Here is a 15,047-nt window from a genome sequence, read left to right as displayed (position 1 = left end):
CGATGGACGGTTTCGACATTTTCGACAGGATCGCGGATCTGCGGGCAACGGGGCGCCCCTTTTGCGTGGCGACCGTGGTGCGCACGGCAGAGGTGACATCGGCCCGGCCCGGCGCCAAGGCGGCGGTGACCGAGACGGGCGAGATGATCGGCCACCTCGGCGGGGCCTGCGTGACACGGGCGGTCCAAAAGGCCGCCCTGGTGGCCCTGGCCGAGGGCGACCCCCAGGTGATCCGGGTCAAGCCCAAGGACAAGGTCGTCGCGCTGCGCGATGCGGATGGCACCCAGGTTTACAAGAGCGGCTGTCCCTCTGGCGGCACCGTGGAACTGCTGATCGAACCCTATTCGCGTGCGCCGATGCTTTGCATCCTTGGGGACACGCCCATCGCGCGGGCGGTGGCGGCCCATGGCGCTTTGGCAGGCTTTCGGATCGCCCTGCACGAGGAGGTGCCCTTTGACGGCACCTGCCAGCGGTTCGAGGGGGCCGACCTGGATGCCCTGGACCTGGGAGAGCGCGACGTGATCGTGGTGGCCACGCAGGGGCAGGGCGATCTCACCTGTCTCAAGGCGGCTCTGCAAAGCGCGGCAGGCATCGTGACGATGGTGGCCTCGCGCCGAAAGGCCGCCGTGCTGTGCAAACGCCTGCTGGAAGAGGGGATGTCCGGCGAACGGGCCGGGCGGCTCAAGGCGCCGGCCGGGCTGGACATCGGCGCGGTCGAACCCGGCGAGATTGCACTGTCGATCCTGGCCGAGGTGGTCATGTGGCGAAACCGGCACCGGCTGGCGGGCTCTGCCCAGACTGGGCTGGCTTGACCCCAGCTGGTACCGGCTTTGGCCGCGTCCATCGGCAGGCCTGCTGACCTATCCGCCGTCAAGATGGCTGATGACCCTCTTTGGCGCTGGCCGCGCCGGCCCGACACCCTGCCGCCGGACCAGTCACATCTACTGGGCCACCGGGAACACACCCACGCGCCGGTCATCGACGATCTGCACCCTTGCAGGGGCGCCAAGTTCGGATCGCCGCGCGTCTTCATGCTATAGCAAAAATTCATGATCCCGCCGGCTTTCGAATTGGCGGTCCGTCCCAATTGGGGGCAGACTGTGCGCCACAAGCGGAGGAGGAACGGACGGCATGAGCGGGAAGAAGACGGCGCTGGTGATTTCGGCCCATGCGGCGGATTTTGTCTGGCGGTGTGGTGGCGCGATCGCCCTGCATGCAGAGATGGGCTACGAGGTGACGGTGGCCTGCCTATCCTTCGGCGAAAGGGGCGAAAGCGCCCGGCTCTGGAAGGAAGGCAAGAGCCTGCAGGAGGTCAAGGACATCCGCCGGGTCGAGGCCGAAGCCGCGGCAGAGGCGCTTGGGGCGCATGATCTGGTCTGCTACGATCTGGGCGACTATCCCCTTCACCTGGAGCGGGAGGACAAGTTCGCGCTTGTGGACCTGATCCGCAAGGTTCAGCCGAACTTCATGATGAGCCATTCGCAATACGACCCCTACAACACCGACCACATGTACATGACGCAGGTGGCGCTGGAGGCGCGCATGATTGCGCAGGCCTGGGGCCACAATCCGGGCGAAAAGGTGCTGGGTGCGCCGCAACTCTACCTGTTCGAACCTCATCAGACCGAGCAAATGGGATGGAAGCCCGATGTCTTTCTCGACATCACCCCGGTTTGGGCGAAAAAGCGCGCGGCGATGGAATGCATGCAGGGGCAGGTCCACCTGTGGGACTATTACACCCGCGTCGCGCAGCAGCGCGCCAATCATTTCAAGCGCAACTCGGGCGGGCAGTCCGGCGGGCGTGACTGCCAGTACGCGGAAGGGTTCCAGTCGATCTTTCCGCGCACCGTGGATGAATTGTGAGGCCCGCCATGACCCAGCCCACAAATCCGAATTTCGACATCGCCCATCTTGGGCATGTCGAGGTCTACACCGACAGGTTCGACGAGAGCCTTGATTTCTTCACCCGTGTCTTTGGCCTGAAACTCTCGGGACGCGAAGGCAATAGCGCTTACCTGCGCGCCTGGGACGATTACGAGTTCCACTCGATGAAGCTCACCGCGCATGAGACGACGGGCGTGGGCCATGTCGCCTATCGCTGTTCCTCGCCAGAGGCGCTGAAACGCCGGGTCGCGGCGATCGAGGCCTCGGAGTACAAGGTGCTGGGCTGGACCGAGGGCGATATGGGCCACGGGCCGTCCTTCCGGTTCGAGGATCCGTTCGGCCATGTCTTCGAGCTTTACTGGGAGACGGTGAAATACCAGGCCCCGCCCGAGGATGCATCGGCGCTCAAAAACCTGTCCAGCCGGTTTCATGCGCAAGGGATTTCGCCCCGGCGGATCGACCATGTGAACCTGCTGGGCGAGGACGTCAGCGAGTTTCGCCGCTTCGTCGAAACCTGCCTGGGCCATCGCGTGACCGAACTGATCCAGCTGGACAACGGGCGGATGGGCGGGTGCTGGTTCACCTGCAACAACAAGACCTACGATCTGGTCTGTTCCGAGGAACGCGGCGGTGGGCAGAAGCGGCTGCACCATGTCACCTATGCCACCGACCAGCGCGAGGACATCCTGCGCGCCGCCGACATCTACCTGGAAAACGGCGTGCACATCGAGACCGGCCCGCACAAGCACGCGATTCAGGGGTCGTTCTTCCTCTACGCCTGGGAGCCGGCGGGCAACCGGATCGAACTGGCCAATGCCGGGGCGCGGCTGATGCTGGCCCCCGACTGGGAGCCGGTGGTCTGGACCGAGGCGGACCGCAAGAAGGGCCAGGCCTGGGGGCTGAAGACGATCGAGACCTTCCACACGCATGGCACGCCGCCTGTCGAGCGGTGAGTCGGGGCTGCGCCCCGTTTTGAGTATTTTGAGAGAGAAGAAACAGGGAGGCGCGCGTCATGGGTGTCGTTGTGCAGAACGTCGAGCGGTGTGAGCCGGAGCTGATCGCGCGGTTGGGGGCGGCCGGTGTCGCCACGGTGCACGAGGCGATGGGGCGGCGGGGGCTGATGTCCTCGGCCATGCGGCCGATCCAGCAGGACAAGGGGACCGCCGGGTCGGCGGTGACGATCAGCGCGCCGCCCGGCGACAACTGGATGGTGCATGTGGCCATCGAGCAGTTGCGGGAGGGGAACGTGCTGGTGCTGGCGCCGACGGCCCCCTGCGACATGGGCTATTTCGGCGACCTGCTGGCGACGAGCGCGATGGCGCGGGGGTGCCGGGCGTTGGTGATCGACGCGGGCGTGCGGGACACGAAGGACCTGCGGGCGATGGGGTTTGCCGTCTGGTCGACGGCGGTCTCGGCGCAGGGGACGGTGAAGGAGACGGTCGGATCGGTGAATGTGCCGGTGGTCTGCGCGGGCGCGCTGGTGAACCCCGGCGACGTGGTGGTGGCCGACGATGACGGCGTCTGCGTCGTGCCGCGCGCCGAGGCGGCTGAGGTCATGCAGAAGGCGCAGGCGCGGCTGGACGCGGAAGAGGCCAAGCGGCAGCGCCTGGCCGCGGGCGAGCTGGGGCTGGACATCTACGACATGCGTGCCCGGCTGGCCGAGAAGGGCCTGCGCTATGAGTGAGGGCCTGCCGGTCATGTGGATGCGCGGCGGGACCTCGAAGGGGGGCTATTTCCTGGCCTCGGACTTGCCCCGGGACGTGTCGGCGCGGGACGCGGTTTTGCTGGGGGTCATGGGCTCTCCCGATCCGCGGCAGATCGACGGCATGGGCGGCGCTGATCCTTTGACCTCGAAGGTCGCTGTGCTTCGTCCCTCCGAGCGCGAGGGGATCGACGTGGAGTACCTGTTCCTGCAGGTTTTCGTGGATCGGGCGCTGGTCACGGATGCGCAGAACTGCGGCAATATCCTGGCCGGTGTCGGCCCTTTTGCCATCGAACGCGGGCTGGTGCCCGTGCGGGGCGCGGAGACGCCGGTGACGATCTGGATGGAGAACACCGGCCAGGTGGCGGTGGCGCGGGTGGCGACTCCGGGCGGGCGCGTGGACTATGCGGGAGATGCCCGGATCGACGGGGTGCCGGGAACAGCGGCGCCGGTGCCGATTGCCTTTCGCGACACCGCCGGGTCCAGTTGCGGGGCGTTGTTCCCCAGTGGCCGGGTCGCGGACGTGATCGACGGTGTCGAGGTGACATTGATCGACAACGGCATGCCCTGCGTCATGCTGCGGGCTGCGGACCTTGGGATCGCGGGCGACGAGGCGCCGGAGGCGCTGGAGGCGGACGAGGCCCTGCGCGCACGGCTGGAGGCGATCCGCCTGGCGGCGGGGCCGATGATGAGCCTTGGCGACGTGGCCGAGAAATCCGTGCCCAAGATGACGCTGGTGAGCGCGCCGCGCGCGGGCGGGGCGATTGCGACGCGGACCTTCATCCCGCACCGCTGCCACAAGGCGATTGGCGTGCTGGGGGCGGTCAGCGTTGCGACCGCCTGCCTGACAGAGGGGGCCGTGGGCCATGACCTGTCGGTCTTGCCCAAGGGCGACCCCAAGGCGCTGTCGGTGGAACACCCGACCGGCGAGATGACGGTGGTCGGGCATCTGGAAAACGGCGAGGTCGTGCGCGCCGAGGTGCTGCGCACCGCGCGCAAGCTGATGGATGGCATTGTCTTTCCAAAGGAGATCGAGGCATGAGCGAGATGACACCGGGTTACCTGCCGTTTCACCCGTCGCCGAAGCAGCCGGAGTATCACCCGCCCCAGGGGGCGGTGGACGCGCATTGCCATGTCTTCGGTCCCGGGGCGGAGTTTCCCTACGCGCCAGAGCGGAAGTACACGCCCTGCGACGCGCCCAAGGAAAAGCTGTTCGAGCTGCGCGATGACCTGGGATTCGCGCGCAATGTGATCGTTCAGGCCAGCTGCCACGGCAAGGACAACGCGGCGCTTGTCGATGCGCTTGAGGCCTCGGGCGGGCTGGCGCGCGGTGTTGCCATCGTGGGGGCCGATGTCCAGGACGCGGAATTGCAGGCGCTGCATGCGGCGGGTGTGCGCGGTGTGCGCTTCAATTTCGTCAAGCGGCTGGTCGATGCGACGCCGCACGAGGTCTTTGAACGGATCGCGGCCAAGGTCGCGCGGCTGGGCTGGCACATCGTGGTCTATTTCGAGGGACCGGACCTTGAAGAGGTGGCGCCGCTGGTGCGACGCCTGCCGGGGATCGTCGTTGTCGATCACATGGGCCGACCCGATGTCGCCGAAGGGATCGAGGGCGCGGGCTTTCGCGCCTTCATGGAATTTCTGGCAGAGGACACGCGGTACTGGGTCAAGGTGTCCTGCCCGGAGCGGCTGACCGTGGCGGGGCCGCCCTATGACGACGTGGTGCCCTTTGCGCGCGCACTGGTGGAACGGTTTCCGGACCGGGTGCTTTGGGGCACCGATTGGCCGCATCCCAACATGAAAAGCCATGTGCCCGACGATGGCGCGCTGGTCGATGTCATCCCGCGCATCGCGGTGACAGAGGGCCTGCGGCAGCGGTTGCTGGTGGACAACCCGATGCGGCTTTACTGGCCGGAAGAGGCATGATGCGCGCGACGGGCATCCGCGCGGCCCTTGTGGCAGGCCTGGCGACGGTGATGGTTGTGGCCTGCATCCTGTGGAACATCGAGGCGCCGACACGGCTGGGTTTCGCCGTCCTGACGCAGCAGTACATGGCGCTGCAACTGGGGCTGGCGCTGACCATCGCCTACCTGAACTTCGACTTTCGTGGGCAGGAAAAGGAGCGTGTGGGCTGGATCGACGGCGGCATCGCCCTGATCGCCTTCGGGGTGCTGATGTATGCCGCCTGGAATTTCGTCTGGCTGCTGAAGGAACAGCCCTACCGGCCCTGGCAGATCACGCTGGTCGGAACCGTCGTCGTGATCGCCGTGATGGAGGGCGTGCGGCGGCGGGCGGGCTGGATGCTCTTCGGGATCGTGGGCGTGTTTCTGGTGTATGCCCTGTTCGCGGACAAGGTGCCGGGGCGGCTGATCGGCAAGGAGCTGTCGCCGGTGCGACTGGTGCAATACGTCGGCTTTGACCCGAACGCGGTCTTTTCCACGCCGCTGGCGGTGGGGACGATCATCGTTCTGCTGTTTGTCTTTTTCGGCAAGCTGCTGTTCGCCGCCGGGGGTGGGGCCTTTTTCACGGATCTCGCGATGGCGGCCACGGGGCGGTCACGCGGGGGCAGCGCCAAGATCTCCGTGGTGGGCTCGGCGCTCTTTGGCTCGATCTCAGGGTCTGCGGTGTCCAACGTGGTGACGACCGGGGTCGTCACCATTCCCTTGATGCAGCGTGGCGGATACACGAAACGTGACGCGGGTGCGATCGAGGCGGTGGCCTCGACCGGCGGTCAGCTAACGCCGCCGATCATGGGGGCCGCGGCCTTTCTGATGGCCGAGTTCCTGGACATTTCCTATTTCACCGTGGCGGGAGCGGCCTTGTTGCCCGCGGCGCTGTATTATTTCAGCGTCTTCCTTCAGGTGGACCTGATTGCGGGACGTGACCGGATCGCGCCTTCGGACGTGGACGGGCTGACCGTGCGCCAGGTGCTGCGCGAGGGCTGGCATTTCGTGATCCCCTTTGGGGTGCTGCTGGGCGCACTGTTCTGGCGACGGATGGACCCGGCGGATTCCGCGTTGCTTTCTGCGGTGGCCATCGTGCTGGTCAGTTTCCTGCGCAGCTATCGCGGCCAGCGGCTGACGCTGAAAACCCTGGGTCAGACCTTCGTCGAAACCGGCACCGGCATTGTGGACCTGATCCTGGTGGTGGCGGCGGCGGGATTTGTCATCGGCATCCTGAACATCACGGGTCTGGGCTTTGCGCTGACATTGGTTCTTGTGGATGCGGTCGGGGCCAACGTGGTGCTGCTGCTCGGGATCTCGGCAGTGATCTGCATCGTGCTGGGCATGGGGATGCCGACTTCGGGTGTCTATGTCCTGCTGGCGGCGCTGGTGGCGCCCTCGCTGGTCGAGGCGGGGATCGACCAGATCGCGGCGCATCTGTTCATTCTGTATTTCGGCATGATGTCGATGATCACGCCCCCCGTGGCGCTGGCCGCCTTTGCGGCGGCGACGATCACCAAGGACGATCCGCTGGGCACCGGCCTGGCGGCGATGCGGGTGGGCTGGGCGGCCTTCATCCTGCCCTTTGTCTTTGTCGCCACGCCCGAGATCCTGATGCAGGGCAGTTGGACCGGGATCGTGCTGAACCTGGGGCTTGCGCTGATCGGGGTCGGGGCGGTGACGACCGGGATCGTGGGGTTCTGGGGCAACCGCCTGTCGGCGGTCCTGCGGCTGGGGGTGGTGGCGCTGGGGATCGTCACGCTGCCGCTGGGCTTTCTGCCCGGGGCGGCGGCCTGGCACATACCGGCGGCGCTGATGATCCTGGCGCTGGCCGTCATTCTGAGACTGCGCGCCCGCGCAGGTGAAAAAACAAATCAAGGGAGGAGAACGACATGACATGTCTCAAGGCAACGATCCTGGGTGGCGCGCTTGCGCTGACACTGGGGGCCGGGGCGGCGACAGCACAGGTGGTGACCGTGGCCAGCGGGGCACAAGGCTCGCTGGCCTACAACACCGGGCAGGCGGTGGCCAAGGTGGCGAACGAGGCGGGCATCATCGCCCGGACGCAGCCGCTGGTGGGCTACCTGCCGCTGATCAACTCGGGCGAGGTGGACTTCGGGTTCTCGAACGGGGTCGAGGCGGAATACGCCTATACGGGCACCGGCAATTATGACCGCGCCCATCCCAACATGCGGCTGGTGGGCACGATGTTCCCGCTGACCACCTCGATCATGGCGCCCTGCGACCTGGGCCTGACCTCTGTCGCCGAGTTGAAGGATAAGGCGGGGGACCTGCGCATCGCGTCGGAATACACCTCGTCCACCATCATTCCCTTCTACATCGCCGGAGGCCTCGCCAATGCTGGCCTCAGCTATGACGATTTCCAGAAGGTTCCGGTGGCCAGTTTCGTGGCGGGCATCAACGCGCTGGGGGATGAGCTGGTCGACGTGGCGCTGGTCAGCCTGAACTCCGGTGCCGGTCAGCAGGCGGCGGTCAAGCTGCAGGATCGCGGCGGGCTCTGCTACATCTCGCTGGACAATTCCGAGGCGGGGCAGGCGGCCTTCAAGGAGTTCCTGCCGGCGGGCAACATCGTGTCCCTGCCGCAGAACGACAAGATCAACGGGCTGCAGGACTATGGCGCCAACCTGATGGCGATCCCGTGGGTGCTGCTGACCAATGGCGACGTGGACGATGACCTTGTCTACGAGATGACCAAGGCCGTGGTCGAGGGCAAGGAGGCGCTCAAGGCCAGCTTTGGCGCCTTTGCCCGTGCCGATGCGGCGACGATGGCCCCGGCCTCGGAGGTGCCCTACCACCCCGGCGCGCTGAAATACTTCGAAGAAGCCGGGATCGCGGTCGGCCAATGAAGAGGGCGGCGCGCGGGCACGCCCCGCGCGCCGATCACAGAGGAAGGTGACGGGCATGATGACCCAAGTGACGGCCGGGGACGGCCATGTGCTGGAGTGCTGGCTGGCAGAGGCCGAGGGCCAGCGAAAGGGCGGGGTCGTGGTCCTGCAAGAGATCTTTGGCGTGACGGACCAGCTGAAGGCGGTTGCGGCGCGCTACGCGGCGCAGGGCTATGACGTGGCGGTGCCCGCGCTTTTCGACCGCCAGGCCAAGGGCATGGTGATCCCCTTTTCAGAGGCTCCCCGGGGGCGTGACCTGATGCTGGCCTCTGACCCCGAGCAGGTGATGATGGACGTCGAGGCAACCGTGGCGATGCTGGCGGCGCGTGGTGGCAAGGTGGCTGTGATCGGCTTTTGCTGGGGCGGCGGGCTGGCATTGCGCGTGGCGCAGGTCTTGCCCGTGGCCTGTGCGGTGTCCTTTTACGGCACCCGGCTGGATGCCTACCAGACCGCCCCCTTGGCGGCGCCGGTGCAGGGGCACTGGGGGACAGAGGACAGCCATGTCCCGCCCGAGATGCTGGAGGCCGCGCGGGCCTACTGGCCGGGGATGGAGGTCTTTACCTACGAGGACGCCGGCCATGCCTTTGCCAACGAGGCGCGGCCTGCCGATCATGTCCCCGAGGCCGCCGAGCTGGCCCATGACCGAACAGCGGAGTTCATTGCGCGCCATGTCTGAACGTATCGCCTTCATCGGGCTTGGAGAGGCGGCCACGGCTTTTGTCGAAGGTTGGGGCGCAGGGCGCGCGGCGTCGGTCCGGGCCTATGACATCAAGTCGGCCTCCGCCGACACCGCGCAGGAGATCACCGACCGTGCCGCACGGCTGGGTGTCACTGCCTGCGCGAGTGCCGCCGAGGCGCTGGAAGGGGCCGACCTGGTCTTTTGCACCGTGACCGCGGATCAGGCCGTCGCGGCGGCAGAGGCCTATGCGCCGGACCTGCCAAAGGGCACGCTTTGGTGCGATCTGAACAGCTGTGCGCCGGCCTCCAAGGCGCGCGCCTCCGAGGCCGTGATCGCGGCGGGCGGGCGTTATCTGGACGTGGCGGTCATGGCGCCGGTCTATCCCAAACGCAACACGGTGCCCTGCCTGCTGGCCGGGCCGGAGGCCGAGACGGTTGCCCCCATGCTGCAGGCCCTGCCGATGAACGTGAAGGTGGCGGGGGATACGGTCGGCCGGGCCTCCTCGATCAAGCTGGTGCGCTCGATCATGGTCAAGGGGATGGAGGCGCTGACGGCGGAATGCGTGCTGGCGGCGGTGGCCGCCGGGGTCGAGGACGAGGTCTTTCCCTCATTGAAGGAGGGGCATCCCCAGATCGACGTGCCCAGCCGCGCGGCCTACAATTTCGAACGCAGCCTGGTGCATGGCGTGCGGCGCGGGGCGGAAATGGACGAGGCGGCCCAGATGCTGTCCGACATGGGGCTGGACGGGGGCATGTCCGCCTCCGCGGCGAACTGGCAGCGGGCGCTGGCCACCACCGGTCTGGAACTGCCCGAGGGCGACATTCCGGATCACCTTTGGTTTGCGCGGGAATACCTGAAACGCTTGCAAAAGGGGTAGGTGCGGGCCGCGACGGCCCGCACCCCGTATGTATCAGCCGAAGCTCTGCGTCATGCCGCGCCCGACAAGGTTGATGTCATCGGGATTGATAAGGTCGTTGCCCGTCCAGCCGGACAGGTCGTATTCGCCCATGCATTCCGCGACAAAGCCTTGCAGGTTGGCCAGGTCGCCCGTGGCGGTGGCGGTCAACAGGGTTTCGATGCGGATATTCTCGTAGTTGCCGGCATAGTTGCGCTCATAGAGCTCGTGCCGCCCGCCGAACTCTGTCCCGATCGCGTCCCAGAGCAGTTTCAGCAGCTTGACCCGGTCGATGGCGGCATAGCCGTTCGATCCGCGCACGAAACGGTCCAGGTAGGGGCGGATCGCATCGCTTTCAAAGTCCGCCGCCGAGGAGGGCAGGTAAATCAGGCCAGAGGCCACGTGGCGTTCGATCAACTCCTTGATGCGGCCATAGGCCATCGGCGCAAAGACCCGGTAGGCCAGGCCGGTGTTGGTGTTGGGCAGGTTGTACCCATCCGTGCCGTCCCAGGGGATCGGCGATTTGACCATCGCATCGGACAGGCCGTGGAACAGGTTGCGCCAGGCCAAGACCTCGCCCACCGCCGTCTGCACGCCGCGAAAGTCCTTGGAGCCGGTCGCCTCGACCGCCATCGAAAAGAGCCCGGCGATGAAGTCCAGCTTGACCGACAGCCGGGTCAGACCGTGCAGGGTAAAGCGCGGGACAAAGCCCGAGGCCGGGAAGAAGTTGTTGATCTTGTCCGTGTCGCCGTAGACGAAAATGTTTTTCCAGGGCACCAGCACCTTGTCGAAAACCAGGATCGAGTCGTTCTCGTCCATCCGTGACGACAGCGGGTAGTCGAAGGGCGAGCCGGTGGCGGCGGCGTTGAATTCGTAGGAGGACCGGGCGATCAGCTTGACGCCTTCGGCATCCATCGGCGCGGTGAAGATCAGGGCGAATTCCTTGTCCTTCACCGGGATGCCGTAATGCGCGATAAAGTTGTAGTGCGTCAGGGCAGACCCTGTCGCCACCACCTTGGCGCCCGAGACCACCAGACCCGCGTCGGTTTCCTTTTCCACATGCATGAAGACGTCGCGCACCTCTTCGATGGCGCGGTCACGGTCGATGGGCGGGTTGACGATGGCGTGGTTCCAATAGTCCAGACGGTTCTGGGTCTTGTGATACCAGTTCAGCGCGTTCTGGGCATATTCCCCGTAAAAGCCGGAATTCGCCCCCAGCGTGCCGAGGAAGGAGGCCTTGTAATCCGGCGACCGGCCCATCCAGCCATAAGACACCTTTTGCAACTCGGCGATGGCGTCGCGGCTCTTGATCAGGTCGCCGCTGGTCTTGGACCCCAGAAAGAAGGGGTGCGTGACGTTTTCGGAGCCGTTGTCGGTCTGCACGCCGATCATGTCCCGCTTGGCGTGGAACGTGTCGTACCAGCGCGCTACCATCCGCGCCGAATTGCGGAAGGCGGGGTGTTCGGTGACGTTCCTGACCCGCTCTCCGTAGATGTAGATTTCGCGGCTGTCCTGGATGCTTTCCAGGAATTCCTGTCCGGTAAAGACCTCTGTTGCGCCTCCGGCGATGGCATCTCTGGGCATGGCGTTTCCTCCTCCAAATGCACCTGATGTGATCTGTGCAGGGCCGCGCGTCGATCGTGCCCTGCCGCACAGACAGCCTGCGCATCGCGGGGCCGACCGGCTAGGTATCACCGGATACCGGGCCGGGTATCGCCTGAACGAGGCTGGCGCGGCTAGGGTGGGATCAACGCGAAAGGGTGCGTGCCGGGGAGGACCGCACAGGAGGAGGAAACCAGGATGTTCGATCTGATCCCGACAACGCAGTGCCACACCGCGATGCCGTGCCTCGGGGCCAGCGTGGTCACCATCGGGGCCTTCGACGGGGTGCACGCGGGCCATCAACAGTTGATCACGGGCACGGTGCGGCGGGCGCAGGAACTGGGGGTTGCCTCTGTCGTCTGCACCTTCGATCCGCCGCCCAAGGTGTTTTTCGGGCGCGCCGCCCAGCTTTGCCCGCTGGAGGTAAAGCTGGCGCGGTTAACGTCGCTGGGCTCGGATCACCTTGTCGTCCTGCCCTTCGACGAAACGCTGCGCGGCCTGTCTGCGCAGGCCTTCATGGATTGTCTGGCCCGGCTTCGCCCGCTGGAAATCCGCGTCGGCGGCGACTTTCGCTTTGGCCGGAAGCAGGCCGGGGATGTGGGGCTGCTGGCTACCCGGTTCGACGTCCACCTGCAAACCCCTGTCCGCTGCGCGGCGGGAGAGGTTGTCTCCAGCACCCGTATCCGGGGCCTGCGCGCCGCGGGGGACAATGCCGCCGCCGAGACGCTGTTGCGCCCCATGTCGGCGCCGCGGGAGGTGCGGGCATGAGCGCGCTTGACCCCCGCCAGTTACGCGATGCCTGCGGTCTGTTCGGCACCGGCGTCAACGTCATCGCCACGCGGCACGCCGACGGCGACCACGGCATGACCGCCAATGCCTTCATGTCGATCTCGCTCGATCCGCCGCTGATCGCCATTTCCATCGGCGAGCGGGCCAGGATCCTGCCGCTGCTGCAGCAAGCAGGGCATTTCAGTGTCAGCACCCTGGCCGAGGGGCAGGAGCCTTTGGCCTGGCACTTTGCGGGCCGTCCCGCCACGGGTCTGGAAAATCCCTTTGACTCGCTGGGCGGGCTGCCGGTGATCCGTGGCGCGCTGGCCCATTACGCCTGTGAGATCGCCAACGAGATCCGGGCAGGGGACCACACGATTTTCCTGGGCCATGTCCGGCACCTCGCCACCGATGCCGGTGCGCGCCCGCTGATCTTTTACAAGGGGCGTTTCGGCGCCGTTGCCGGGCAGACCCCGGCGCCAGAGCTTTGCGACCCGGTGGCCGAGGCGATCTGGTGAGCAGGACTATGACTATCATCACGCAATGGGAGGACCGACATGCGTAATATCTCACTCGACAACATCACCGATGCCGTCACCGGGGCGATGAAGCCCGACATCCCCGACCGCAACCGCGAGATCATGGTGGCGGCGATCAAGCATTTTCACGCCTTCGCCAAGGAGGTGAACCTGACACATGGCGAGTGGCTGGAAGGCTGCGAATGGATGCGCCGCGCGGGCGAGATTTCCAGCGAGGCACGCAACGAATTCATCCTGATCAGCGACATCCTCGGGGTCGAGGTGCTGGTGGACATGCTGGACAACGCGGTGACGGATGGCGAAAGCGAATCCACCGTTCTGGGACCGTTCTACCGAGAAAATCCTCCGGTTCTGCCCAAGGGCGCCAGCATCATCCAGAAGGATTTCGACAACCAGAAGACGGTGCGCGTCTCTGGCCGGATCGTGGATGTTGCCGGAAACCCGATCGAGGGTGTGCAGATCGACGTCTGGGAGGACGCGCCGAACGGGCTTTACGAACAGCAGGACCCGGACCAGCCGGACTACAACCTGCGCGGCCGTTTCGTCACGGATGCCGATGGCAGCTATGAATTCGTGGGCCTGCGTCCGGAACCCTATCCGATCCCCTATGACGGCGCGGCGGGTGAGCTGCTCAATTACATGGGCCACCACCCGATGCGGCCCGGGCACATCCACTTCATGATCTCGAAAGAGGGCTACAAGCCGCTCATCAGCCAGATCTACGACAGCGAGACCGATTTCCTGGACAACGATGCGGTCTTTGCGGTCAAGGAAAGCCTGATCGGCGACATGACCCCGGCGCCCGAAGGCGCGGATACGGATCTGGTCATGCAGTTCGATTTCCGCCTGAAACCGGCGGCTGCGGTCAAGGCGGTTGCCGCCGAATGATCCTCCCCACCTCGGGCGCTCTGCGGAGCGCCCGTTTCTTGCCAGTAGAAGGAACCTGAAATGGCGCAAACCGCTGCCCAGATCGTCGACACTCTTGCCGCCGGGCGCGACCTGGCCCACGAGACGGCCATCCGCGAGATCCGGGCCGAGATCCTGGCCCTGCCCAGCATCCGCAAGCACCGCCTGTCCAACACCGAGTTCTCGACCCGGGAATTCGTGCTGGTCCGGGTGCGGCTGGAAAACGGCATCGAGGGGATCGGCGAGGCGGCGGTGCTGGGCGGGCCCCGTTGGGCCGAGGAGTCGGTGGAATCCATCCAGGCGGTGATCCTGCGCTATCTGGCCCCCGCGCTGGAGGGCTGTTCCGCATCGAACCCGGCAGAGGCGGCGGCGCGCATGGGACGTGCGGCCTTTCGCAACAATTCCGCCAAGGGCGCTTTGGAAACCGCCATTTTCGACGCGCTGGCCCGCACGCTGGATGTGCCGCTGGCCACGCTCTTTGGCGGTGCGCTGCGGTCGCGGGTGCCGGTGCTCTGGGCGCTGGCCTCGGGCGATGCCGATCAGGAGGTGGCCGAGGCGCAAGACAAGCTGGCCCGCCGCGAACACCGGGATTTCAAGATCAAGCTGGGGTTTGCCAGTCCCGAAGAGGACATGCGCCGCCTGACACATCTGCGCGAAGGCGTGCCGGGGATGCGGCGGCTGGTGGTCGATGTGAACCAGGGCTGGACCGAGGCCACCTTCCGCCGCTACCTGCCGCAGCTGCAGGAACTGGGGGTGGACCTGATCGAACAGCCCCTGCCGGGCGATGATTTCGAGGGCATGGCCCGGGTCGCGGCGCTGAGCCCGATTCCGCTGATGGTGGACGAGGCCGCCTTTACCCACCGTGAAATCGCGCGGGCGGGCAACATGGGCTGCGGCAGCGTCTATTCGCTGAAACTGGTCAAGAGCGGCGGGCTGATGGCGCTGGGGCAGGCCGCGCGTGTGGCCGAGGCCTCGGGGATGGAGCTGTATGGCGGATGCCTTCTCGAAGGGTCCATCGGGGCGGCGGCGCATCTGGCGGTCTTTGCCAGCCTGCCGCGCCTGCACTGGGGCTGCGAGCATTTCGGCCCGCGCCTGCATGTCTCCGAGATCGTGAGAGATCCGCTGAAATTCGAGAACTTTGAACTGTGCCTGCCCGAGGGGCCGGGCCTGGGCGTGCACCTGGACGAGGACCGCCTGCGCGAGGCGGTGCGCGCCGGATGATC

At 66.1% G+C, this 15,047-nt stretch carries 15 protein-coding genes; 14 read left to right on the top strand and 1 reads right to left on the bottom strand.

Annotated elements, in window-relative coordinates; all coding sequences use genetic code 11:
* Window positions 1-2: 2 nt before the first annotated feature.
* The 10 genes from KZZ07_RS07940 to KZZ07_RS07895 all read left to right on the top strand — a co-directional run bounded on the left by KZZ07_RS07940 (window position 3) and on the right by KZZ07_RS07895 (window position 9,991).
* Window positions 3-812: an XdhC family protein gene (locus KZZ07_RS07940; protein WP_219513360.1), complete on the top strand. Its 810-nt coding sequence runs from the start codon at window positions 3-5 to the stop codon at window positions 810-812.
* Window positions 813-1,131: 319 nt separating this feature from the next.
* Window positions 1,132-1,863, top strand: a complete 732-nt coding sequence (locus KZZ07_RS07935) for a PIG-L deacetylase family protein (protein WP_219513358.1) — start codon at window positions 1,132-1,134, stop codon at window positions 1,861-1,863.
* Between the two features lie 8 nt (window positions 1,864-1,871).
* Entirely contained in the window at window positions 1,872-2,837 is a 966-nt protein-coding gene (locus KZZ07_RS07930; RefSeq protein WP_219513356.1) for a VOC family protein, read from the top strand.
* A gap of 59 nt (window positions 2,838-2,896) precedes the next feature.
* Window positions 2,897-3,568 carry a 4-carboxy-4-hydroxy-2-oxoadipate aldolase/oxaloacetate decarboxylase gene (locus tag KZZ07_RS07925; protein ID WP_219513354.1) on the top strand — a complete coding sequence of 224 codons (672 nt, stop codon included), beginning with the start codon at window positions 2,897-2,899 and terminating at the stop codon, window positions 3,566-3,568.
* Window positions 3,561-4,628 carry a 4-oxalomesaconate tautomerase gene (locus KZZ07_RS07920; RefSeq protein WP_219513348.1) on the top strand — a complete coding sequence of 356 codons (1,068 nt, stop codon included), beginning with the start codon at window positions 3,561-3,563 and terminating at the stop codon, window positions 4,626-4,628. Before KZZ07_RS07925 ends, KZZ07_RS07920 begins: the two co-directional genes overlap by 8 nt.
* The gene (locus tag KZZ07_RS07915) at window positions 4,625-5,512 is read left to right on the top strand and encodes an amidohydrolase family protein (RefSeq protein ID WP_255564220.1); all 888 of its coding nucleotides are present in this window, start codon (window positions 4,625-4,627) and stop codon (window positions 5,510-5,512) included. The genes KZZ07_RS07920 and KZZ07_RS07915 overlap by 4 nt, the downstream gene beginning before the upstream one ends.
* Complete coding sequence (locus KZZ07_RS07910) at window positions 5,509-7,425, top strand: TRAP transporter permease (RefSeq protein WP_219513346.1); 1,917 nt, start codon at window positions 5,509-5,511, stop codon at window positions 7,423-7,425. Before KZZ07_RS07915 ends, KZZ07_RS07910 begins: the two co-directional genes overlap by 4 nt.
* On the top strand, window positions 7,422-8,396 hold the full coding sequence (locus KZZ07_RS07905; RefSeq protein WP_219513345.1) for a TAXI family TRAP transporter solute-binding subunit: 975 nt from the start codon (window positions 7,422-7,424) through the stop codon (window positions 8,394-8,396). Before KZZ07_RS07910 ends, KZZ07_RS07905 begins: the two co-directional genes overlap by 4 nt.
* A 55-nt stretch (window positions 8,397-8,451) precedes the next feature.
* A complete protein-coding gene (locus KZZ07_RS07900; RefSeq protein WP_219513344.1) occupies window positions 8,452-9,111 on the top strand; it encodes a dienelactone hydrolase family protein in 660 nt (219 codons plus the stop codon).
* Complete coding sequence (locus tag KZZ07_RS07895) at window positions 9,104-9,991, top strand: NAD(P)-dependent oxidoreductase (RefSeq protein ID WP_219513343.1); 888 nt, start codon at window positions 9,104-9,106, stop codon at window positions 9,989-9,991. The genes KZZ07_RS07900 and KZZ07_RS07895 overlap by 8 nt, the downstream gene beginning before the upstream one ends.
* 33 nt (window positions 9,992-10,024) lie before the next feature.
* Here KZZ07_RS07895 and KZZ07_RS07890 read toward each other — a convergent pair whose 3' ends face one another.
* Window positions 10,025-11,593, bottom strand: coding sequence for a 4-hydroxyphenylacetate 3-hydroxylase N-terminal domain-containing protein (locus KZZ07_RS07890; RefSeq protein WP_219513342.1), 1,569 nt, complete (start codon window positions 11,591-11,593; stop codon window positions 10,025-10,027).
* 216 nt (window positions 11,594-11,809) lie between these two features.
* Between KZZ07_RS07890 and KZZ07_RS07885 the strand changes: the two genes are divergently transcribed.
* The 4 genes from KZZ07_RS07885 to KZZ07_RS07870 are packed head-to-tail and all read left to right on the top strand — an operon-like array spanning window position 11,810 to window position 15,045.
* Window positions 11,810-12,379, top strand: coding sequence for an FAD synthetase family protein (locus tag KZZ07_RS07885; protein ID WP_219513341.1), 570 nt, complete (start codon window positions 11,810-11,812; stop codon window positions 12,377-12,379).
* Window positions 12,376-12,897: a flavin reductase family protein gene (locus KZZ07_RS07880; protein ID WP_219513340.1), complete on the top strand. Its 522-nt coding sequence runs from the start codon at window positions 12,376-12,378 to the stop codon at window positions 12,895-12,897. The genes KZZ07_RS07885 and KZZ07_RS07880 overlap by 4 nt, the downstream gene beginning before the upstream one ends.
* Before the next feature lie 39 nt (window positions 12,898-12,936).
* On the top strand, window positions 12,937-13,806 hold the full coding sequence (locus tag KZZ07_RS07875; protein WP_219513338.1) for a dioxygenase family protein: 870 nt from the start codon (window positions 12,937-12,939) through the stop codon (window positions 13,804-13,806).
* 60 nt (window positions 13,807-13,866) lie between these two features.
* Window positions 13,867-15,045, top strand: coding sequence for a muconate/chloromuconate family cycloisomerase (locus KZZ07_RS07870; RefSeq protein ID WP_219513337.1), 1,179 nt, complete (start codon window positions 13,867-13,869; stop codon window positions 15,043-15,045).
* Window positions 15,046-15,047 lie beyond the last annotated feature (2 nt).

The sequence above is a fragment of the Mameliella sp. CS4 genome (assembly GCF_019392335.1).
Classification (GTDB): Bacteria; Pseudomonadota; Alphaproteobacteria; order Rhodobacterales; family Rhodobacteraceae; genus Antarctobacter.
Note: the sequence above shows the minus strand (reverse complement) of the source record. Positions and strands in the feature narration are given on the sequence as shown.

Coding starts and splice junctions, on each gene's coding strand:
- KZZ07_RS07940 (WP_219513360.1), top strand. CDS start 3: ATGGACGGTTTCGACATTTTCGACAGGATCGCGGATCTGCGGGCAACG.
- KZZ07_RS07935 (WP_219513358.1), top strand. CDS start 1,132: ATGAGCGGGAAGAAGACGGCGCTGGTGATTTCGGCCCATGCGGCGGAT.
- KZZ07_RS07930 (WP_219513356.1), top strand. CDS start 1,872: ATGACCCAGCCCACAAATCCGAATTTCGACATCGCCCATCTTGGGCAT.
- KZZ07_RS07925 (WP_219513354.1), top strand. CDS start 2,897: ATGGGTGTCGTTGTGCAGAACGTCGAGCGGTGTGAGCCGGAGCTGATC.
- KZZ07_RS07920 (WP_219513348.1), top strand. CDS start 3,561: ATGAGTGAGGGCCTGCCGGTCATGTGGATGCGCGGCGGGACCTCGAAG.
- KZZ07_RS07915 (WP_255564220.1), top strand. CDS start 4,625: ATGAGCGAGATGACACCGGGTTACCTGCCGTTTCACCCGTCGCCGAAG.
- KZZ07_RS07910 (WP_219513346.1), top strand. CDS start 5,509: ATGATGCGCGCGACGGGCATCCGCGCGGCCCTTGTGGCAGGCCTGGCG.
- KZZ07_RS07905 (WP_219513345.1), top strand. CDS start 7,422: ATGACATGTCTCAAGGCAACGATCCTGGGTGGCGCGCTTGCGCTGACA.
- KZZ07_RS07900 (WP_219513344.1), top strand. CDS start 8,452: ATGATGACCCAAGTGACGGCCGGGGACGGCCATGTGCTGGAGTGCTGG.
- KZZ07_RS07895 (WP_219513343.1), top strand. CDS start 9,104: ATGTCTGAACGTATCGCCTTCATCGGGCTTGGAGAGGCGGCCACGGCT.
- KZZ07_RS07890 (WP_219513342.1), bottom strand. CDS start 11,593: ATGCCCAGAGATGCCATCGCCGGAGGCGCAACAGAGGTCTTTACCGGA.
- KZZ07_RS07885 (WP_219513341.1), top strand. CDS start 11,810: ATGTTCGATCTGATCCCGACAACGCAGTGCCACACCGCGATGCCGTGC.
- KZZ07_RS07880 (WP_219513340.1), top strand. CDS start 12,376: ATGAGCGCGCTTGACCCCCGCCAGTTACGCGATGCCTGCGGTCTGTTC.
- KZZ07_RS07875 (WP_219513338.1), top strand. CDS start 12,937: ATGCGTAATATCTCACTCGACAACATCACCGATGCCGTCACCGGGGCG.
- KZZ07_RS07870 (WP_219513337.1), top strand. CDS start 13,867: ATGGCGCAAACCGCTGCCCAGATCGTCGACACTCTTGCCGCCGGGCGC.